The organism is Paenibacillus sp. sgz302164, assembly GCF_056120505.1.
Genome location: NZ_JBVYOL010000020.1, coordinates 121,093 through 142,104 on the forward strand (window position 1 = coordinate 121,093; position 21,012 = coordinate 142,104).

Sequence of the window (21,012 nt, forward strand, 5' to 3'; positions counted from 1 at the left end):
CCTGTTGTGGCGCTGAAGTGAGGACCCGAGGCGGCTTGCCGGAGAAAACCTGCGAAAGTGCAGGTTTTTTCCCTAAAAACGGTTCATTTTAGCGAAAAGCCTGCAATAGTGCAGGAATTTTCGTTCGAAATGAATCTAAGCCCCTGTTCGCGGCGAAAAGCCTGCACATTTGCAGGAATTTTTCGCTGCCAGCACATCAGTGAGAAAATAACTGTACTTTTGCAGGTTTTCTTCGCGCAACCAGGCGAGAAAGCTCTAGCGTGCGGGTTTCCGGGCAGCCGAACGTTTAATTGTACACGGATCACAGAGCAAAAAGCTGCACAATATACGAAAATAGAACCCAGTCAGTAAACCTGACTATTTTCACTCTGTAGGTGACCGCCCGCGACGTCATGGTGTTTTTGCAGGCTTTCCACTCGATGCCAGAGGTGCGCCGGCTCCAGATCCGGCCCCGGGAGTCTTTCCTATGCCCTAACGCCTGCTGCAGCGCCAACTCCGGTGCTGACTCCGACTGGCTGGTCTCGCGCAATTTTCATATTTCTTACATTATCATACAATATGATACACTGTTTTTATACTATGGAGGAGGTTGGGGAGGTAAGCATGAGAGCGTTTGCGGGAATCGCTTTGTTCGTTTTGATCGGCCTCCTGACGGCGGTCGGCATCGGATTTTCCTCGCAGTTTAACAGCGGCCCCCGGGTTTATGACGATGAGCAGATCGGCCTCCGGCAGCAGACTACGATCAAATTCAGCTTTGTCGTCGCGGAAAATACGCCCAAAGGCTTGGCTGCGCAAAAGTTCGCCCAACTGGTCAAGGACAAAACGAACGACAACATCAAGGTCGAGCTGTTTCCGAACGGGCAGCTTTATAATGAACCGGACGAAGTCGAGGCGCTGCAGCGCGGCAGCATACAGATGATCGCCCCCAGCTTCTCTAACATTTCTCAGGTCGTGCCCGAATGGATGATCATGGACCTTCCGTTCGTTTTTCAAAACGATGCGGCTGTCGAAGAGGCGTTTCGCGGCAAAATCGGGAACATCCTGCTGCGCGAGCTGGAGCCGAAGGGCATGGTCGGCCTGGGCTTTTGGGCGAACGGGTTTCAGCAAATGACTTCGAACCGCGGCATGCTCGTCCACCCGGAAGATTTTCGCGATTTGAAGTTTCGCATACTGCCGAGCAAAGTTATCGAAGCCCAGTTCCGTCTGCTGAAAGCCAAAACGCTCCCGATCCCGTTCAACCAATCGTACCGCAGCATGGAATCGGGCGAGGTGGACGCCGGCGAGAATACTATTTCCAACATCTATTCGAAAAAGCTCTACCAGGTGCAAAAATATATGACCCTGAGCAATCACGCCTACTTGGGCTACGGGGTGCTGGTGAACAAATCGTTCTGGGAAAAGCTGCCCGCCGATCAAAGAGCGGTGATTGCCGCGGCGATGCAGGAAACGACGGCCTGGGCGAATGCCAATGCGGTTTCCCTCAACAGCCTCCAACTGGAGGAACTGAAAAAGGTCGATCAATTGAACATCCACGTTCTGACGGAAGCGGAAAGAAGTGAATGGATGCAGACGCTCGAACCGGTCTATCGAGAGACGGAAAGCTACGTCAGCAAAGAGCTGATGGGTGCCGTGTACGAGCTTCGGCGCCGCTATTCCGGCGGGCATGAACAATAAAAGCCGACTCCCCCGCGCACAGCGGGAAATCGGCTTTTTCTATACGTTCTGCGGCACGGCACGTTCAACGACAGCTTTACGCTGTGCCGAACGTTACGCCCAGTTCCTTCAACATCCGCCGGTAAGCGATGCTCATCCGGTCTGACTTCAAATGCAGCTCCGCCTGCAGATCAAGGGGCAGCAGCTCGGGCTTCTGGTTTTCCACCATTTCCCGGTCCTGTTCGATAAGAACGTCCTGAAAGCGGATGAACACTTCGTCCGGCTCCTCCAGGGCGTAATTGCGCTGCTTGATCATAAAAGCTTTGCTCCGCTGCGCGGTTTCCGGAAGCACCATCAGGAACAGCCGGAAAATGTGGTCAGTATCGTCGCTCCGCTTCGTAAAAGCGACGCACAGCGGCGAGAACACCTCGTACACGTAGCGGCTGTACACGCCCCGCCCCGTGCCGTCGGGATCCGGCTGATACACGACGATTTCATCGGAGCGAAGCACGCCGTCCTCCTCATACACCCGATAGTCCGCAATTTCCGCGAACTGGCTGTCGCCGAGCAGCCCCTCATGCACGAACATGAGATGGGACACATCGAGAAAATTTTCAACGAGCCGCGGACCTGCGGCCTGCAAAGCATACGGGCCCATGAACACTTCCTTGAAGCCCGCTTCCTTGTGCTTGCCGATTACCGGTTCGGGCAGGGCTGGGGTGCCGAGACACGTCCAGATGAGGCCGTGCGCTTCGACGCATGCGTAAGTTACCGCTCTTGCTTTCGACGGAATCGATTGACCCGCAGGCAGCGCCGGAATCCGCGTGCAGGCGCCGCAGCCGTCGTAGGACCAGCCGTGATAAGCGCATACCAGCTCATCGCCGGCGACTTTGCCGAGCGACAGCGGCACGCCGCGGTGGATGCACAAGTCTTTGAACGCATGCACCCCTTGCGGCGTGCGGAACACAACGACTTGCTCACCCAGCACCTGCACGGCAACCGGACGCTCCGTCAAGGCCGACGACAACAGCACCGGATGCCACTCCGCAAGCAAAACCGAATCTTGGATCGTCATCGCCCGCACTCTCCTTCGCTCTTATTTCGGAATGGTTCCTTTAATTCCCTTCACGAACCAGTTCGTACTCAAAATCTCTTCATCCGTCATTTTCTTCCCTTGCTCAAAGCGCACTTTGCCGTCTTGGTCGGTAATCGGCCCCTGGAATACTTCAAAAGTGCCGTTCAAAATTTCTTGTCTTTTCTTCTCGACAAGATCTTTGACGTCCTGCGGCACGTTTTTGCCGAAAGGCGCCGTCGTCGTGATGCCGTCTTTCATGCTGCCCAAATATGCCTCCGATTTCCAGGTGCCGTCGATCACCGATTTCACGGTTTGCGTATAGTACGGTCCCCAGTTCCATTTGGGATTGGAAATGTAAGTTTCAGGCGCGTATTTGCCCATGTCGGAGTCGTTGCCGATGCCCCATACTCCGCGTTCCGCAGCGGCCTGGATGCTGGCCGGTGAATCCTGGTAAGCCGCCAGCACATCGACGCCTTTATCCAGCAAGCTGATCGCCGCCTGCTTCTCGGTAGCCGGATCGAACCAGGTGTTGCTCCAAACGACGGAGACGTCAATGTCCGGATTCGTGCTTTGCGCGCCGAGAGTAAATGCATTGATCGTGTAAATGACTTCCGGGATCGGATAAGCGCCCACGTAGCCGAGGTGCTTGTTCTTCGTCAGTTTTCCCGCCGCCATGCCGACCAGGTAGGCGCTTTGATACTCGCGGCCCATGTAAGTTCCCATGTTCGGCAATGTTTTATAGCCGGTTGCGTGCAGGAACTTCACATTCGGGTACTTTTTCGCCACATTGTACATCGGGTCCATATAGCCGAAGCTCGTTCCGAAAATGACGTCGTTTTTTTGCGCCAGCTCCTCGAACACCCGTTCGGCATCGGCGCCTTCCGGTACGTTTTCAACCGTCGTCGACTTGATGCCCAGCTCCTTCTCCATCATGAGCCTGCCCTGGTCGTGCTCATACGTCCAGCCGCCGTCGCCCGGAACGCCGATGTAAACGAATGCGACCCGCGGAAGCTTTTTCTCCGCCGCAGGCGTTACTGCTGCCGCCGAAGCGGACGGCGCTGCCGAGGGCTCCGCCGTACCGGCGGGCTTCGCCGATTCTTGCGAACAAGCCGTCACGATCATAAGCATGAGTGCGGTTAACGATAACATCATTTTTTTCATATTATTTTCTCTCCTCCCCGTTCATCGGCAATGCACATTGTGCTCAAATCCGCTTCTCCCGCTCGTACGGGATGCCTAATGACGCCGGACCGGCCCGCGGCTTGCCGCGATTTCGCCAGCCCTCGAACATAAGCACGGCAATCGTGATCATATAAGGCAGCATTTTCAGAAAATGAGGCGAAATCGCATGCTCCAGCAGTTGGACCCGAAAGCCCAGCGCATCCAGCCCGCCGAAAAAATAAGCGCAAAACAATGCGCGGAGCGGATTCCACCTGGCAAAAATGACAAGCGCCACCGCGATCCAGCCCCGCCCCGCCGTCATGCCTTCGATCCAGCTCGGCGTATACGCGAGAATGAAGTACGCGCCGCCCATGCCCATCAGCACCGACCCGGCGATCACGCCGGCATACCGCCCGCCCAGGACGGATATACCCATCGCATCCGCGGTTCCCGGGCTTTCGCCGATCGCGCTGAGCTTCAGGCCCCACGAAGTTTTGTACATACAAACATACAGCAGAGCGGTGAGCGCAAAGCTGCACCAGACGAGCAAATCGAGATGCGCGAACACCGGACCTATGAGCGGAATCCCGTCAAGCCACGGCACATTCACTTTGGGCACGGCTCCCGCAATCGGATGGGCGGCAATCGGCTTGCCGACATAAGCGCTGAGCCCCGTTCCGAAAAGCGTCATCGCCAAACCGCTGATGACCTGATTCACCCCCAGCGTCACCGTCAAAAAAGCATGAACCGCACCCAGCGCGCCGGTTACGGCAAGAGCGCCAAGCACCGCAAGCGGCAGGCTCCCCGTTTTCAAATAAATCGAACACGCGGTAACCGCGCCTACAAGCATCAACCCTTCCACGCCCAAATGGATGACGCCGGATTTCTCGGACAAAATCCCGCCCAGCACAGCAAACAATATCGGCGTACCGGCCGTGATGGCAGCAATCAACAAACTTGTGTAAAAATCCATGCCCCTCGCCTCCTGCCCGCTAGCTTTCCGCCTTTCGCCCGACCCCGACCAGCCGGTACCTGCTAAGCTGCTCCCCGCCAATGACGAAAAACAAGATAGCTCCCTGCAGCATCAGCGACATCGAAGGCGGCAGTCCGATCGATTGAACGCTGTAGCCGCCGACGATCAGCCCCCCGAACAGAACGGAAGACAACACGATCCCGAACGGGTTCAGCTTGGCCAGACAGGCGACGATGATGGCGGTGTATCCGTAGCCGGGAGAAATCCCGTACATCAACCGATGCGCGACGCCCGATACTTCGCACATGCCCGCTAGCCCCGCTACCCCGCCGCTGATCAGCATCACCAGCAAAATGTGCTTCTTGATCCCTATGCCCGCATACTTAGCCGCGTCGGGATTGGCTCCAAGCAGCTTCCACTCATACCCCCAGCGGGTGCGGTAAACGATGAAAGCCAGCAGCAGCACCGCAAGCAAACCGTAAATCAAACCCAGATGAACCCTCGTGCCGGCAAAAGTAAGCAGCTGTTCACCCGGCGTAAACATCGGCGTCCCCGGGAAATTGAAGCCCTTCGGATCTTTCCACGGGCCAAACACAAAATAATCGAGCAGCGCAAGCGCAATGTAATTCAGCATAAGTGACGAAATCAGCTCATTGACCTGAAAGTACACTTTCGGAATCGCCGTAAGCAGTCCCCACAGGGCGCCGGCAGCCGTGCCCGCTATGAGCATAACCGGAATCGCCACGGCACCCGGCAGACCGGGCACGTAGACCGTGACCGCCGTTGCCGCAACAGCGCCAACGATGAACTGCCCTTCGGCGCCGATGTTCCACACGTTGATGCGGTAGGCGACCGCGACGCCGATGCCGCAGAGCAGCAGCGGGATCGCTTTGACCAGCGTTTCGCTCCAGCCGTAGCGGGAGCCGAAGGCGCCCTGCAGCATTTTGCCGTAGACGAGCAGCGGGTTGATGCCATTCAAAGCGATGAACAAGGCGCAGAACAGCAGCGCCAAAATAACCGATACGAGTGGGACCCACCAGGGGCTGCGCCCGGAGGAATGCCGCACCAGGCGGAACGGCAGCCGTCCCTTCCACGAACGCGGTTCGCCGCCGGCAACCGCCGGCAGCGCGGTCAGCAGCTTTTCCTTCATACCGCTTCCTCCTCCTCCTCTGCAGGCTTGATCCCGGCCATCAACAAACCGATGCGCTCCCGGTCTGCCTCTTCCGCCCGGAAGCCGCCGATCAATTCGCCGCTGTAAATGACCAGAATGCGGTCGGCAATTTGCAGCAATTCGTCCAAATCCTCCGAGATGAGCAGCACGCCGCTCCCCCGGCTGCGCAAATCCAGCAGCATCCGGTGCACCGCCCCGGCAGCGCCGATGTCCAGCCCCTGCGTCGGGTGCATCGCTACAAGAAACGCGGGATTTTGCGAAATCTCCCTGGCAAAAACAAGCTTTTGCTGGTTGCCTCCCGACAGCTGCTGCACGGGCGCATGCACGCCGGGCGTTTTCACATCGAACTGCCCGATCAGCTGCGACGCCCACGCCTGATTGCTTTGCGCGAGCATCATGCCCAGACGGCTGCGCCCCGAGGAGCGGTACGATTTGAACAGCAGATTGTCCATGCTTCCCAAGCTTCCCGCCAGCCCCGTCTTCATGCGGTTCTCCGGCACATGCGCGACGCCCATGTCGATCCGCTGCCGCACCGATTTATGCTGCACCTGCTCCCCGCGCAGAACAATCGTTCCGCTGACCTGCGGTCTTAGACCTGTCAGCACTTCGGCCAATTCCTTTTGCCCGTTGCCCGCGACGCCGGCGATTCCGACGATTTCCCCTTGACGGACTTCGAGGTCGACCGACTTAAGCGCAGCGTGCCCATGATCGCCTTTGGCGGTCAAACTGCTCACCGTCAGCAGTGTTTCGCCCGGAACTGCGCGCTCTGCCGGGGATGGAGACGGGGACTGGATAAGCGTCCCCTTATCGACCATAAGCCCCGCAAGCTCGGCGGCGCCGGTCTCGCTTTTCAGCATCGTCCGGATCATCCTTCCTTTGCGCATCACCGAAATACGGTCGGCGGAGGCCATAACTTCTTTCAATTTATGTGTGGAAACGACGACCGTCTTCCCCTGCCGCTTCATCTCTTCGAGCGTCGCGTACAGCGCCTCGGCTTCCGCAGGCGTCAATACCGCCGTCGGCTCATCGAGCAAAATAATCCCGGCTCCGCGATACAGCGTCTTGAGAATTTCCACCCGCTGCTGTTCGCCGACAGACATTTGCCAGACAGGCCGGTCCAAAATCACTTCCAGACCGTACTGTTCCGCCGTCTGCCGGATATCCTCCCGCTTTCGCCGCAGCCATGCTTTCCCGTGCCAGAAAGCGCCTTTTTCCGCGAGAGCTACATTTTCCAGCGCCGTCATCGTCTGCACAAGGCGAAACTGCTGGTACACGATGGCGATCCCGTGCGCCATAGACATTTTCGGCGATCCGAGCCTCGCCGGCGTTCCGTCCAGCCGGATTTCCCCGGCGTCGGCTTTATACAACCCGGAAAGAATACTCATGACCGTGCTCTTTCCGGCCCCGTTCTCGCCCAACAGCGCGTGGATTTCCCCGCTTTTTGCGGCAAAATCAACATGATCGTTGGCCAGCACGGTACCGAACCGTTTGACGATCTGCTTCATCTCCACCGTATAGGCGACTTCCATCCCCATCCCCCCAGCTGCCCAGCGATCAGTGAAATAATTAAGATTCACTATAAAGAAATGCGAATTGCGCGTCAATTAACATGACATTATTTTGGTGAAAAACACAAGGGAACGACTGTTTTTTATAAAATAAACATAAGATGGTCGATTATCTGACATATAAAAAGCAAGTTATAAGAAAGTCTGCACTTTGCTGAAGTAGGGAGGGATAGCCGATCTTCTCTCCTGCACAGGTTGCGGTGCTGAAAGCCGTTCTTCTCTCCCGCACAGGTTGCGGTGCTGAAGTGGGGGGACAAGGCGGCTTGGTAGGGAAAAAGCCTGCAATTGTGCAGGAATTTTCGCTGAAAGTGAATCTAAGCCCATGTTCGAGGCGAAAAGCCTGCACAATTGCAGGAATATGTCCTGGGCCAGCGTAGCGCCCGAGCAAAAACTGCACTTTTGCAGGTTTTCTTCGCTCAAACAGGCAGATTGTACGGCCGGCTCCAGCGTATGGGTTTCTCTCAAGCCTGAAATGTACACCTTCCCCCCTTTGATGCGCTTGTTTTTGGAGCACTCCTGCAAATGTCAGGCTTCTTGGCCAAATTGTACCTCTAGCCAAACATCCGCAGGCAATTTCTGCACGATCGCAGGTTTTTCCGCCAAACGGGCAGGTTCCGTCGAAAAACCCTTCATTTCGGGCGATTTGGACGATTTGGACGATTTTGGCACTTTGGCGTTTTTGGCACTTTGGCGTTTTTGGCACTTTGGCACTTTGGCACTTTGGCACTTTGGCACTTTGGCACTTTGGCACTTTGGCACTTTGGCGCTTTTGGAACTTTTGTCATTTTTGGCACTTTGGCACTTTGGCACATTTGCAAGGTTGACACGCTGCTAGGCCGCTTGCCGGCGGTTATCGCCGCCTAGCGGGTCCGCCGAACCGCCCTGCCACTTTAGCGCTGTAATGCGCCCTCATACTCCAGTCAAAAAAACTCCTCCTGAAGCGCAAAAAAATACATTTATCCCCAACATTACCAACTTATCCACAGAAGCCGAAACTCACAATGTCCTAGCCAGACAATAAAAAACAGTGCACCGTCGCAACCAATGCACTGTTCCAATATGTCAGTTTCCATCATCCCTATAACGTCCGGATTACCATCCGATGGCTGTGCCGTCTCCGCGCGGATCGGCTGCGCCGCTCATCATCCCATCGGGATCGATGACGATGCCCTGCGCCTGGCCCATAATGCCGTCCCACTCGCCCACTGTCTCTACGCTGTGGCCCCATTCTCTCAGCTTGGCGTATTCATCCGCATCCAGACGATGCTCCAGCTTCAGCGCGTCTCCGTCTTCGCCCCACGTGCGCCCGTACACCCAGCGCGGCAGCGAGATCGCCTCCTGAATCGTCAGCCCGTAGTCGAGCACCCCTGTCAGGATCGACAGCTGCGTTTGCGGCTGCCCTTCCCCGCCTTGTGTGCCAAGCAGCATGCAGGGCTTCCCGCCACGCGCCACCATCCCCGGCATGAGCGTATGGAACGAGCGCTTTCCCGGCTCCAGCACATTCGCGCAGGCCGTATCCAGCGAGAAGAACGAACCGCGATTTTGCAAAATCACTCCGGTATCCCCCGCCGCATACGCGGAGCCGAAATCAAAATACAAGCTTTGGATAAACGATACCGCATTGCCTTCCTCGTCGACGACGGCCGCATAAGCCGTATCCTGCCCGATCGCCGGGGACAAATAAGGCTGCGCATACACCGGGGCGGACTCGATTTCGCTCCAGAGCTGCTTGGCGTACTCTTTGGAAATCAGCCGGTCCAGAGGAATGTCCCGAAAATCGGGGTCCGTCAAAAAGCGGTCCCGGTCGCGGAACGCCTTTTTGATCACCTCGGTCATCAAATGATAAAACTGTGCCGTAGAACGCGGAATTTGGCCAACCTCCACATGCTCCAGCATATTCATCATCATCAAAGCGGTAAAGCCCTGCGAATTGGGCGGCATCTGATAAATGTCGTACCCGCGGTAGGACGCCGAAATCGGCTCGACCCAGGCCCCGGAATGGTGCTCAAAATCCTCCCCGCGAAGCAAGCCCCCGTCCCGCTCGACAGCCGCCGTCAAAGCCCGCATCACAGACCCTTTATAAAAAGCGTCCCTGCCCTCCCGCTGCACCGTCCGCAGCGTATTTGCGAGCTGCTTTTGCAAGAGCCGGTCTCCTTCCTGCAGCAGCTTGCCGCCAGACATATACACAGCGCTCAAAGCCTCGGAGGCGCGAATGAGCGGTTCATTTTTCCGCATCCAATACGCCAGGTTTCTGGAAATCGGAAAACCTTGCTCCGCATAGCGAACCGCCGGCTCCAAAAGCTGCTCCCATGCCAGCCTGCCGTAGCTTTGCCACACCTGCCACCAGGTATCGACCATCCCGGGCACTGTAATGGCGCTCAAAATCCCTCTTTGCGGAATCGCATCCAACCCTTTCGCCTTATAAAAATCAGGCGTCGCGAGCGCCGCCGACCGGCCGCTGCCGTTAAAAGCTACATACTTCCGCGAAGCCGGATGGTAGATGAGAAAAAAAGCATCCCCGCCAAGCCCGGTCATATGGGGATACACGACGGCGAGCGCGGCGCTGACCGCCACTGCGGCGTCAAAAGCGTTGCCGCCTTGCTGCAAAACCATGCTGCCGACGCTGCTCGCCAAATAATGCGGCGTCGCAATCATCGCACGTTCGGAACGAGGCATAATGTTCAGCAATGAGCTTCCTCCTCCCGGGCATAAAAGGCTAACGCAGCCTGAACGGCTTTGCCTGCCGGAACATCCGCTCCGTGCCAGAGCAGCACGGCTTCGAGCGCGCCTAGAACATGCAGCACATTTTTTTGATTGCAGCTGAAGCCCATCGTGCCGATCCGCCATATTTGCCCTTTCAAAGGGCCGAATGAACTGGCAATCTCGATGCCGAAGCTGCCCAAAAGCATGGACCGCACCGATTCCCCCATCACATTCGCGGGAATGCGGATACAGGTGACGACCGGGAGCTTGCAGGCCAGATCGCCGTACAGCGTCAGCCCCATCGCACGCAATCCCGCGACGAGCGCCGCTTCATGCCGCTTGTGCCTGGCGAAGCGCCGCTGCAAGCCTTCCTGCAGCACGAGCCGCAGCCCCTCGCGCAGCGCGTACAGCATGGACGTCGCTTCCGTATGGTGATTGAGCCGCGCCGGGCTCCAATAATCCTGCAGCATCCCCAGGTCAAAATAGTTGCTTGGGACCGTCTGCCCCTCGCGCGGATCCGCGGCTTTGTCGCGCAGCCCTCTTTCGATCGACTTGCGGCGAAGCACCTTCGCTTCCACACGCTCGTTGTACGTAATCGGCGCCATTCCCGCCGGCACGGACAAACATTTTTGCGTGCCGCCGATCACCGCGTCAAGCTGCCACGCATCGGTCTCGACCGGCACGCCGCCGATCGTGGCGACTGCGTCGACGACGAGCAGCGCGCCGGTTTCGCGGCATACCGCTCCGATGCCCTCCAGGGGCTGGATGCAGCCCGTCGACGTCTCGCCGTGGACGATGGCGACGATCTGCGGCCGCTCCCGGCGAATCGCCGCTGCGATTTCCGCAGGGTCGAAGACGCCGCCCCATTCGCGTTCGATGATGACGACTTCGGCGCCGCACCGCTCGGCGATTTCGACGAGCAGATTGCCGAAACGCCCGTATATCGGCACGAGCACTTTGTCCCCCGGCTCGATGATACTCACGAGAACGGCCTCTATGCCCGACCGGGAAGTGCCGTCCACCGGGTAACACCAGCGGTTTTCGGTTTGAAACAGCTCCCGCAGCATCTCCATCGTCTCATTCATTAATTCCGTAAATTCCGGATCGAACTGCCCCAATATCGGAAAAGACATGGCACGCAGCACACGCGGATCGACCTCAACAGGGCCCGGCGTCATGATCGTTCGCAAAGAAGGCGCCAAATCTTTATATGCTTTCATCCGCTTTTCCTCCATAGCCGTATTCATATAGTAAATGGACCAGCGTCTGGAATCCCGCTTCCAGATCTTCAGGAGCTGTGTACTCCTGCGGATTGTGGCTGATTCCCGAACGGCTGGGCACAAAAATCATCGCCGCCTTGCAGCATTCCGCGAACAGCTGCGCATCGTGGCCCGCGCCGCTCGCGATCCGCATATGGGCCAGCTCGTAGGACTCGCATATGCGCTCGATATCGCGCATAATCCCTTCGTCCATGCCTACCGGCGGGACATGAAGCCGCTCCTGAACGGCGAGGCGGAGCCCTCGGCTTGCCGCAATTTGCTTCATTTTGCCAAGAAGTTCCGCGGTAAAAGCGTTCATTTTCGCTTCGTCCGTATGCCGGATGTCGAGCGTCATATCCACTTCCCCCGGCACTACGTTGGGAGTCCCCGGCTTCACCTCGAATCGCCCCACGGTCGCCACGAGCGGCTCCCCTTCCTGCAGCGCCATGCTTTCGACCAGCACGGCCATTTCCGCGGCGCCGGCCAGCGTATCGTACCGCCATTTCATCGGCGTCGTCCCCGCATGATTGGCCGTGCCTTCCAGCCGGACCGTAAAACGCTTCTGGCCGACGATCGCCGTGACGACGCCGATCTGCTTATCCAGCCGCTCAAGGACGGCGCCCTGCTCGATATGAAGCTCGATATAAGCTTCGAGGTCGTCCCGCCGGCAGTCGGCCAACGAAGCCGCGCCGAACCCGACAGCTTCCATCGCTTCTTTCAACGTGACGCCGTCAACGTCCGTTTTGCCTTCGGCGTCGGCGAGGGACATCACTCCCGTCACATTGCCGGAGCCCCAGTAGGCCAGCGGAAATCTGCTGCCTTCCTCCTCGCTGAGCGATACGACCTCCAGCGTCCTTTTCGGCATGCCGTACGCCGCTTTCAAAAAGGCCAGCGCCAGCAGCCCGGCAGCTACGCCGTAGGCGCCGTCATATTTTCCGGCGTTTTTGACCGTATCGATATGCGAGCCCGTCAAAACCGGCTTCAATTTGCCGTTCGTGCCCTGCAGCTTGCCGTAAAGGTTGCCGACGGGGTCGAACTGCGCCTCCAGGCCGAAATGCTGCATTTTCGCGGCCAAAGCTTGCTGCGCCTGCAGCCATGGCCTGGTGTACAGCAGCCGGGTAACGCCTCCTTCCGGGTCGGCGCCGTAACCGGCGAGCCACTCCAATACCGAAGTCAGCCGCTCGGAATAAAGGGATAAAAGATGAAACGAATCGGGCGCCATTTTAGCCATTGCCGCCACCTCCCTCCGCATCCTTGTGGCGAAGCCACGTCCCGGCTCCCTTGTCCTTGTCCTTGTCCTTGGCTTTGTCCTCGTCCTTGCCCTCGTCCTTGCCCTTGGCCGCAATCCCTTGCCCCAGCTCGTATACGAACCGCCCGCGGGACAACGTTGCTTGCACCCTGCAGCCGAAAGTCCGGCCGACATACGGGCTGTGCTTGTGCCGCTGCAGCAAATCGTCCTGCCGGAGCGTATAGCCGTGCCGCAGATCGACAACGGCCAAATCCGCGTCCGCACCGATAGCGATTTCACCTTTGCGCGGATGCAGGCCGAAGCGCTGCGCCGGATGCAGCGAGAGCATTCGCGACAGCTCCGGCAGCGGCACCCCTCTGCGCAGATGCCCTTCGTCCAGCATTAGCTCCATGGAACTCTGCGCGCCGGCTATGCCGCCCCACGCTTCGAACATATCGCCTTGTTTCATGTCCGTCGGACACGGCGAGTGATCGGAAGCGATGATGTCGATCCGTCCCTCCAACACCGCCGACCACAGGCGCTCCTGTTCTTCCAGGCTGCGCAGCGGCGGCGCGCATTTGGCGACAGGACCGAGCCTCTCCAGATCGGCGGAGCTGAGCGCGAGATAGTGCGGGCACGTTTCCACCGTCACATTCATGCCTCTCGCTTTCGCCCGATCGATCGCCTCCACCGCTTCGCTGCTGCTGATGTGCACAAAATGCAGCGCACACCCCGTCTGCTCCGCGAAAAACAACGCCCGGTTCACCGCCTCAAGCTCGGCCAGCACCGGTCGGGAATTGACGTAGTCCGCCGCGCCGCGCTTGCCGGCCGCTTGAAACTCACGGGCGAGCCTGCCTACGATCGGCTCGCTTTCGGCATGCAAAGCCAGCACCTTCCCAAGGCTGGCTATCTCTTTCATCCCTTCGAACAGCGTCCAGTCGTCGACTTCCGCAAAAATATCTTCCCCTTCTCCGCCGGGACAGGACATGAACGCTTTAAATCCGGCGACGCCGGCATCCGCCAGCGCCTGCAGCTCGCCGACGTTGCCGGGCACCAATCCGCCCCATAGCGCAAAATCCACGCAGGATTCCTCGCCCGCCGCATCCAGCTTCTGTTGAAGCGCTTCAATGCGCACCGTCGGAGGAACGCCGTTCAACGGCATATCTACGTAGGACGTGCAGCCCCCCGCAGCAAGCGCGGCCGAACCGGAGGCGAAGCCTTCCCAGTGGCCCAGCCCGGGCTCGTTCAAATGCACATGCGCGTCGACCATTCCTGCCAGGACATGCAGTCCTGCGGCATCATAAGTGCTTGCAGCACTCGCCGTTTCGCCAAGATGCCCGGCCAGAGCGGCGATTTTTCCGCCGCGTATGCCGATATCCGTTTGGTAAACTTTATCTTTGAACACAACGCTTCCGCCTCTGATAATCAGGTCAAAATGTTCCAAGAGCTTCTCCTCCTCCCGCCGCTCCCTTCGTCAACTGCCTCTGTACGTGTTGTAGCCCCAGGGAGCAATCAGCAGCGGCACATGATAATGAGATTCCGAATCCGCTACGCCGAACCGAATCGGCACTTGATCCAAAAAAGCCGGCTCCGGCAAAAGGGTGCCCTTGCCCCGAAAGTAATCGCCCACATGAAAGACCAGCTCATAAACCCCCGGAACCAGCTCCTCAGCCGATAAAACCGCGCTGCCGATCCGCCCGTCTTCATTGGTGACAACTGTGCGAAGCGGCTCCAGCCCCCGGCCCTGCAGGCGAAACAGCTCAATCCTGACTCCTTGCGCAGGGCAGCCGCCGCTGATATCCAGCACATGCGTAGTCAGCGCACCGCTCATCGCCCGGCTCCGCCGCTTTCCGCCACATCGCTTTGCGTCATGGAGAACCCTTGAAAACCGTACGGCGGCCGCGGCTCCGTGAACACTTTGCCCTCGCTGTTTTTCGCCGATTCCAGCACCGTTTCCCAAGTCCGGTTATTGGACTCGAAGCGAATCTCCGCAAGCTGCGGAAAACGGCTCAGGGCGCGCAGCCCGATCTTATAAATCAGATTTTGAATCGACGGAGAATTCTCTTCATGGAACATCGTGTGCGCAATATCGCGGATTTGCTCGGAAGCCACATAACCGCCGCGATCCGAATCGAGTGCATCCTCCACGTTCGCATACCGCCAGGCGATGTCCAAAAATATGAACAAAGGCCGATCAAACGATTCCGGCAGCGTCGTATACTCGTCTCTGACAAAACCGGCGAACGAACTGCCCTTTACCTTGATCAGCTTAATGTCCCCAAGCCCGCTCGAATGCTCCGCAATCACGATTCCCTCCCCGGTCCGCGCAACCTCGATCAGAGCGGTGGGATGTTCGTTATGCGAATACCGGAATACAAGCTCGCTGGCCGCGAAGCCGTCTTTGCCGGAAACCGGAAGCTCGTCAAAAGGCACCTGATCCGCCGTCAGCCGGACGCCCGTCATTTGCGGATATGTTTCAAGAAATTTGCGCCCGACGAATTCAAGGAACCCTTCCGCCGTAGCGCCTTCATACTCTCCCGCCTGCCGCAGAATGAAATTTTTCATCGAATCCGTAGCTACAACCTGGGAATTATCTCCCTCCGAAAAAGATGTGAAAAACCGCTCCCCGCTGACCGCAACTTTAATGTTCATACCGAAAAGAATGTTATCCCGCCCCGTAAAACCGGATTCCGGAATCAGCTTCACATTCGTCAATGGTTTTGCATAGGAACGGTATACCCACACGTCGCCTTTTCCGTAATACATCATTCTTTCTTGCCGCGCTTCTGTATGCATGATGGATTCCTCCGTTTCCATTTTCAAAATTTGTGCCAGCCGAAAACGCGCAATTTTACAAACTTCCCGCAGCGCTTTCGCCCTTTCTTCCTCCGCCGTGCCGTGGATACGCATTTGAATCGCTTCGCGAATGGAGTCTTTGGTCTGCCCTTTGACCGCCATAATGAATGGAAAAGCGAACTTTTTCGTATATTGATCGTTCAGCTCCAAAAACTGTTCGTACTCCTGCGGGGTTAAACGGTCCAAACCGGCCCCCGCCTGCTCCAGCACGGAATGGTCCGTCATTGCCACCCGCGTGCCCAGATCGGGATGAGCCCGCAAAAGCGCCAACTGCGCTTCCTCGCCCGCTTTCCAAACCGCCTGCTCCAGCGCCGAAATCAAATCCTGCCGGGAAGCAAACGGCGCGGCATGCCACGCCTGCTCCGCAATCCATGGCGAATGCTCAAAAAGTGCGCCGAAAGCGAGTATAAAACCTTCCCGATCCAGCCCATTAACCTTTTCCAATGTCAGAATCACTCGCCATCACCTCTAAATCCGATACTTTTTTTGCATATCAACTCAATAATTTGTTTTATTGTAAATCCGTACACGGAGGCGGTCAATTTGTATAACGCAAGTTTGTAACCAGACATAACAAGCCGGTTTATTTTTGTAAAAATTACATGGCCACAAAAAAAAGTTGCCCCTTAAGACGTATAGAACCGCCTTAGAGACAACTTTATTCAAGACTTCACCGCGCCTGCCAGCGCCCCGTCTACCAAATAACGCTGTACGAACAAATACAGCACCAGCAGCGGAAAAACAATAATCATGATCCCGCAAGCCAAGAGCGGCCATTGGTTCGTGTACTGCCCATAGAAACTGAACAAGCCTTTTGTAACAGGCGCATACTTCGAGCTGGACAAATAAATGATCGGACCGATAATATCGTTCCAGGTTTGTATAGCCGTCAATGTCACCCCCGTCGCCACCACCGGCTTCATCAAAGGGAAAATAATGTGGAACAAATAACGAAGATATCCGCACCCGTCCATACCTGCAGCTTCATCAAGCTCCCTGGAGATCGATTTGATGTACCCTACGAACATCATGAAGACGATGCCTGTTCCTGTAGTTTTCAAAATCACATAGCCTACCGGATTGTTGTACAGATGGAGCCATTGAATCAGTTTAAACTGCGGCACCAGCGGGTTAGGCAGGAAGATCGACAGCAGGAAGAAAAAATAAATGGCCGAACTCCATTTTACGTAACCTCTGGCCAGCGGAAAGGCCGCAAACAGCGAGAGCATCAAGGTCAGCACAGTGGAGGTGGACGTGTACACCAGACTGTTCAAAAAATAATCCTCAAAATTCCCCTGCTTCCAAGCCCGGACAAAGTTATCCAAATGTATCGACGACGCCAGGGCGTTAGGACTTAAATTGAATTCTTCGACCGTCTTTACCGAAGTGTTCAGCACCAGAAACAAAGGTATTACATAGAGGCCCGCCAGGATGAGAATAATCAGATAAGAGGACAGATTTAATACTGCGCTTCGTCTCATTACATCTGTACCTCTCTTCTACGCAAGTAATACTGTGAAATCGCAACAACGATAAAAACGAATACAAATTGGATCATCGCCACCGCGGAAGCATACCCCAAATCCTGCGTACTTGTAAATGCTGCGTTAAACACGTCCACCGCCAATGTATTCGTGTGAAACTTCCCGCCCGTCAGCACAAAAATCGTATCGAACGTTTGCAAAGCGCCAATCAGCGACAAAAGAATGTTTACCGTAAACGACGGGGCAATGAGCGGGAACGTAATGTTGCGAAAAGACTGCCACGGCGAAGTGCCGTCGATATATCCGGCTTCGTACAAATCCTTCGGAATCGTCTGCAAGCCCGCAAGGAAAATGACCATGGAATACCCCATGTACATCCAGATCTGAACGAAAATAACGAGCGGAAAAGCCGCGTCATAGCTGCCCAGGAAATTGGAATGGCCTCCGAACCAGCCCAATATTTTCTGCACAGGCCCTTCCAGGGGGTTGAACATCATTTTCCACACAAGCCCCGACACCGTGACGCCAAGCACAACCGGAAGAAAAAATACCGCCCGGAAAAAGCCGTCGCCCTTCAGGCGCTGATTGAGAAGAACGGCTGCGAACAAAGCAATTCCGTTCTGGAAAATCGTCACGGCAAGCGAAAAGTAAAGCGTCCTTTCTATGCCCAAAATCCGTTCCTGCTGATCGGAAGAGAAAAAGAATCGCTGGAAATTATGCCATCCTACAAACTGCCATTTTTGTCCCGGGAGCCCCGTCATGTTCGTAAACGAAAACAATACCGTGCCGAGAGAAGGCAAAAATCCGAACACAAGATAAAGCATCAACGGAATCGACAAAAGCATAAGAGGCACATGTTTGCGGAAACCTTTAGCGAACGGGTACACGTTCACACCTCATTTCACGTAATGCTATTTCGCGGCATCCCACTCTTTTTGACTTAAATTCGCCAGCTCTTGAGGCGTTTTGATCGGCCCGGCAGGTGTCAGGAACTCCGCGTGAACGCTGGACCCAGCTACGTGCTCCCCTGCATTGTTGCGGTTGATGAACAATTGATCCCAAGCGAGCTTAAAGCCTTGGATGTTCGGTTCAAGCTCTTTGATGAACGCGCTCTTCAGATCCACATTCTTCTGAACGGGCAGGAAGCCTACATCGTTCACATATTCCGCATAGTTCGCCGGCTCGGAGAAAAAGGTCAGATACTTCATTGCGGCATCTTTATTTTTCGATTTTTCCGCGACCATGAAGGTCAGATCGTATTTACCTGCGAGCGCTTTATTTTGCGTCGGGTCCGAGCTCCCCGGAATCGGGAAGTAGCCGAATTTGAGATTAGGATTTGCCGCGGCAATCGTCGGAGCATCCCACGTTCCGTCGGCGATCATCGCAACCTTGCCCTGAGCGAACAGGCCTGGAAGCGAGGCGTAATCGACGCCCATGAAGCCTTTATCCGCATAGGTCATCATTTTTTGCGCTTTTGTCAAAATATCGATCGCTTCGGGATCGGTGAACTTGGTTGAGCCGTTCCATAGTCCTTTAATGTAAGCAAGCTGATCCTTGTGAACGCTGGCCTGCAGCCCTTGAACGGCCAGGTTAATCGGCCAGATGTCTTTGCCGGCAAATCCGATCGGCGAAACGCCCGCCGCTTTTAACGTATCGAGCACTTTAACGAATTCGTCCCATGTCGCCGGAGCTTTCAAGCCGTTCTTCTCGAACATTTCTTTATTGTAAAACAGTCCGGAGAAAGCCACGGACCCGGTTGTAATGCCATACACTTTTCCATTGTAGGTTCCGCCGTCCTTAATCGATTCGGGCGTGTAATTTTTGACAAAAGGCTGATCGGAAAGATCCGTAATCAAGCCCGCGTCAATCCATTGCTTCCATGCCGGATCGGCTGCGCCTTTGGACCAATCGGCCGGAGCGCCGACAAGCGCGGACATATTCGTAATAATGTCCACATCATTTGCTTGAATACGAGTTTGCTGCAGCTGCTTGAACGTATCGTCGGAAGGAACCGTCGTATAATCGATTTTGATGTTCGGATACTTTTCCTCAAACTTCTTGTTAAACTTGTCGAACCATTTGTTAGCGGCTTCATTTTTCCAATGAATAATTTTCAAAGTAACCGCTTTGTCGCTTCCGCCTTTCGCGGAATCGCTTCCAGAAGACGCTGCAGTCGATCCTCCGCCGGAGCCCCCGCTTACATCGTTTCCGCTTCCGCATGCCGTCAATGATACAGCCGTAACTAAGGATACGAGTCCTAAAGACCATTTTTTGAGCATTAGATTTCCCCCTGGATTCAATATGAAATGATGAACTTAGCATATCAGTATTTGGAAAAAATCCCGTTTCCAAGAAACATTATCCACGAAATTTTCGTTAATGTAAAGATTTTTTTAGAAGTTTTTCTGCTTGTTTTCGTAAAATAATGCTAAATAGACACGATTTTCTCGTGGAATCCCTAAAAAACCGCGAAAACTTTCGTTAAAATCCGATTTCTCATTGACGAAAAGTTTCAATATGTTAAGATTAATTACGAAAATCTGCTCTTTGGCATCGAAGGCAAAAAGAGGTGAGCCCATTGAAAATAACGATTAATACAATTGCTAAACTCGCCGGGGTATCCGTTTCTACCGTTTCCAAAATTTTGAATAATTACGATGAAGTAAGCGAAGAAACCAAACAAAAGGTTCTTAAAATCATTCAAGAAACCGGCTATCAATCATCCTCCACGGGCAAAGCGGCCATAGGCGGCAAAAAATCCAATCTGGTCGGAGTCATCTACGCCGGAAAAATCAATGCCGAATTCAATCATCCGTTTTTTATCGATGTAATTAACTCTTTTAAAAAGCGCATCGGCCTTCTCGGCTATGATTTAATTTTTTTCTCAAATGAGAAATTCCATGATTCCGAAAAAGATTATCTGGCCAGGTGCAACTATTTTCAGGTTGACGGCTGCATATTGATATCCGGGGAGGAATTGGAGCCTTGCATCTCCGAGCTCGATCAAAGCGATATTCCCTGTATTGGCATCGACCTCGAATTAACGGGGCGCAATTCCGGATTTATTATGACAGACAACTCCAATATGGCTAATAAAGTCGTGGAACACTATTATTTGCAGGGGTTTAAGGAGATCGGCTTTATCGGAAGCCATAGTCCGATTTCCAGAATGCGGGAGGGTTATCTCAAGCAAGCTATGCAAAACTTCGGGCTGTCCGTGAATGACAGCTGGTTTGTAAGCGAGGCTGATTTTTTCGAAAACAGCGGCTATCTCGCGATGCAAGAAATGTTAAGCCGCGGACAGCTCCCGCGGGCCATATTCGCAGCCTCCGACCATTTGGCGATCGGCACTATGCGAGCTTTGAGGGAAAGGGGAATGGCCGTCCCGAACGATGTGGCAATTATCGGATGCGACGATATTGAAGCATGCAAATATATGTATCCTCCCCTGTCCACAATGCGGCAGGACAAAGAAAAAATCGGCTTGCTGGCCGCCCTGATGCTGTTTGATTTAATGAATCACCAGCTTCAGTCCAGCGCTGTCATGGTAGAGCCTGAGCTGCTCGTACGCCAGACCTGTCATTAGAGCCGCCGGCAAATCAAAAAAACCGACAAGGCAGCCTGTTTAGAGGCTGCTTTGTCGGTTTCAAAGAACTGCAACGCGGCGCTAGGCACGCCACGTACAATAAAAAATAGCCTTCCTGAGATTGTTTTCTCAAGAAGGCTATTTCTAGTGCTTGGCAACGTTCTACTCTCCCAGAACCCTTCGGTTCAAATACCATCGACGCTGGAGGGCTTAACGGTCGTGTTCGAGATGGGAACGCGTGGATCCCCTCCGCCATCATCACCAAACAGGATGTTTCTGCCAGGAAACATCAATC

17 protein-coding genes and 1 rRNA gene are annotated in these 21,012 nt (G+C 55.2%); 3 read left to right on the forward strand and 15 right to left on the reverse strand.

The features are described 5' to 3' along the window. Positions 1 to 603: 603 nt before the first annotated feature. Positions 604 to 1,674 carry a DctP family TRAP transporter solute-binding subunit gene (locus tag AC0LWT_RS28240; protein WP_474684621.1) on the forward strand — a complete coding sequence of 357 codons (1,071 nt, stop codon included), beginning with the start codon at positions 604 to 606 and terminating at the stop codon, positions 1,672 to 1,674. A 76-nt stretch (positions 1,675 to 1,750) separates the two neighbouring features. Here AC0LWT_RS28240 and AC0LWT_RS28245 read toward each other — a convergent pair whose 3' ends face one another. From AC0LWT_RS28245 to AC0LWT_RS28265, 5 genes are read right to left on the reverse strand one after another with little or no spacing between them, the layout of a single operon-like run. Then, positions 1,751 to 2,728 (reverse strand): Rieske 2Fe-2S domain-containing protein, encoded by a 978-nt coding sequence (locus AC0LWT_RS28245; RefSeq protein ID WP_474684622.1) that lies wholly within the window; start codon positions 2,726 to 2,728, stop codon positions 1,751 to 1,753. Positions 2,729 to 2,749: 21 nt separating this feature from the next. Continuing rightward, complete coding sequence (locus AC0LWT_RS28250; protein ID WP_474684623.1) at positions 2,750 to 3,889, reverse strand: BMP family ABC transporter substrate-binding protein; 1,140 nt, start codon at positions 3,887 to 3,889, stop codon at positions 2,750 to 2,752. A gap of 43 nt (positions 3,890 to 3,932) precedes the next feature. Then, on the reverse strand, positions 3,933 to 4,862 hold the full coding sequence (locus AC0LWT_RS28255; RefSeq protein ID WP_474684624.1) for an ABC transporter permease: 930 nt from the start codon (positions 4,860 to 4,862) through the stop codon (positions 3,933 to 3,935). A 19-nt stretch (positions 4,863 to 4,881) separates the two neighbouring features. Then, positions 4,882 to 6,012 carry an ABC transporter permease gene (locus AC0LWT_RS28260; RefSeq protein ID WP_474684625.1) on the reverse strand — a complete coding sequence of 377 codons (1,131 nt, stop codon included), beginning with the start codon at positions 6,010 to 6,012 and terminating at the stop codon, positions 4,882 to 4,884. Continuing rightward, entirely contained in the window at positions 6,009 to 7,562 is a 1,554-nt protein-coding gene (locus AC0LWT_RS28265) for an ABC transporter ATP-binding protein (RefSeq protein ID WP_474684626.1), read from the reverse strand. The genes AC0LWT_RS28260 and AC0LWT_RS28265 overlap by 4 nt, the downstream gene beginning before the upstream one ends. A gap of 361 nt (positions 7,563 to 7,923) precedes the next feature. Here AC0LWT_RS28265 and AC0LWT_RS28270 point away from each other — a divergent pair, with 361 nt between their 5' ends. Continuing rightward, positions 7,924 to 8,436 carry a hypothetical protein gene (locus AC0LWT_RS28270; protein ID WP_474684627.1) on the forward strand — a complete coding sequence of 171 codons (513 nt, stop codon included), beginning with the start codon at positions 7,924 to 7,926 and terminating at the stop codon, positions 8,434 to 8,436. A 257-nt stretch (positions 8,437 to 8,693) separates the two neighbouring features. On the opposite strand, the gene ggt is transcribed toward AC0LWT_RS28270, so the two are convergent. The 9 genes from ggt to AC0LWT_RS28315 all read right to left on the reverse strand — a co-directional run bounded on the left by ggt (position 8,694) and on the right by AC0LWT_RS28315 (position 19,410). After that, entirely contained in the window at positions 8,694 to 10,289 is a 1,596-nt protein-coding gene (gene ggt / locus AC0LWT_RS28275; protein ID WP_474684628.1) for a gamma-glutamyltransferase, read from the reverse strand. Further along, entirely contained in the window at positions 10,283 to 11,524 is a 1,242-nt protein-coding gene (locus tag AC0LWT_RS28280; protein ID WP_474684629.1) for a pyridoxal-phosphate-dependent aminotransferase family protein, read from the reverse strand. The genes ggt and AC0LWT_RS28280 overlap by 7 nt, the downstream gene beginning before the upstream one ends. After that, positions 11,511 to 12,794 (reverse strand): Zn-dependent hydrolase, encoded by a 1,284-nt coding sequence (locus AC0LWT_RS28285; protein WP_474684630.1) that lies wholly within the window; start codon positions 12,792 to 12,794, stop codon positions 11,511 to 11,513. The genes AC0LWT_RS28280 and AC0LWT_RS28285 overlap by 14 nt, the downstream gene beginning before the upstream one ends. Then, positions 12,787 to 14,235, reverse strand: a complete 1,449-nt coding sequence (locus AC0LWT_RS28290) for an allantoinase (RefSeq protein ID WP_474684631.1) — start codon at positions 14,233 to 14,235, stop codon at positions 12,787 to 12,789. The genes AC0LWT_RS28285 and AC0LWT_RS28290 overlap by 8 nt, the downstream gene beginning before the upstream one ends. Positions 14,236 to 14,265: 30 nt before the next feature. Continuing rightward, positions 14,266 to 14,622, reverse strand: a complete 357-nt coding sequence (uraH, locus tag AC0LWT_RS28295; RefSeq protein WP_474684632.1) for a hydroxyisourate hydrolase — start codon at positions 14,620 to 14,622, stop codon at positions 14,266 to 14,268. Further along, on the reverse strand, positions 14,619 to 16,103 hold the full coding sequence (pucL, locus tag AC0LWT_RS28300; RefSeq protein WP_474684633.1) for a factor-independent urate hydroxylase: 1,485 nt from the start codon (positions 16,101 to 16,103) through the stop codon (positions 14,619 to 14,621). The genes uraH and pucL overlap by 4 nt, the downstream gene beginning before the upstream one ends. A 206-nt stretch (positions 16,104 to 16,309) precedes the next feature. Beyond that, entirely contained in the window at positions 16,310 to 17,128 is an 819-nt protein-coding gene (locus tag AC0LWT_RS28305; RefSeq protein WP_474684634.1) for a carbohydrate ABC transporter permease, read from the reverse strand. After that, positions 17,128 to 18,018, reverse strand: coding sequence for a carbohydrate ABC transporter permease (locus AC0LWT_RS28310; RefSeq protein WP_474684635.1), 891 nt, complete (start codon positions 18,016 to 18,018; stop codon positions 17,128 to 17,130). The genes AC0LWT_RS28305 and AC0LWT_RS28310 overlap by 1 nt, the downstream gene beginning before the upstream one ends. 24 nt (positions 18,019 to 18,042) lie before the next feature. Then, positions 18,043 to 19,410 (reverse strand): ABC transporter substrate-binding protein, encoded by a 1,368-nt coding sequence (locus tag AC0LWT_RS28315; protein WP_474684636.1) that lies wholly within the window; start codon positions 19,408 to 19,410, stop codon positions 18,043 to 18,045. A gap of 305 nt (positions 19,411 to 19,715) precedes the next feature. Between AC0LWT_RS28315 and AC0LWT_RS28320 the strand changes: the two genes are divergently transcribed. Continuing rightward, positions 19,716 to 20,717, forward strand: a complete 1,002-nt coding sequence (locus AC0LWT_RS28320) for a LacI family DNA-binding transcriptional regulator (RefSeq protein ID WP_474684644.1) — start codon at positions 19,716 to 19,718, stop codon at positions 20,715 to 20,717. A gap of 149 nt (positions 20,718 to 20,866) precedes the next feature. Here AC0LWT_RS28320 and rrf read toward each other — a convergent pair. Then, positions 20,867 to 20,983 (reverse strand): 5S ribosomal RNA (rrf, locus tag AC0LWT_RS28325). Positions 20,984 to 21,012: the final 29 nt, after the last annotated feature.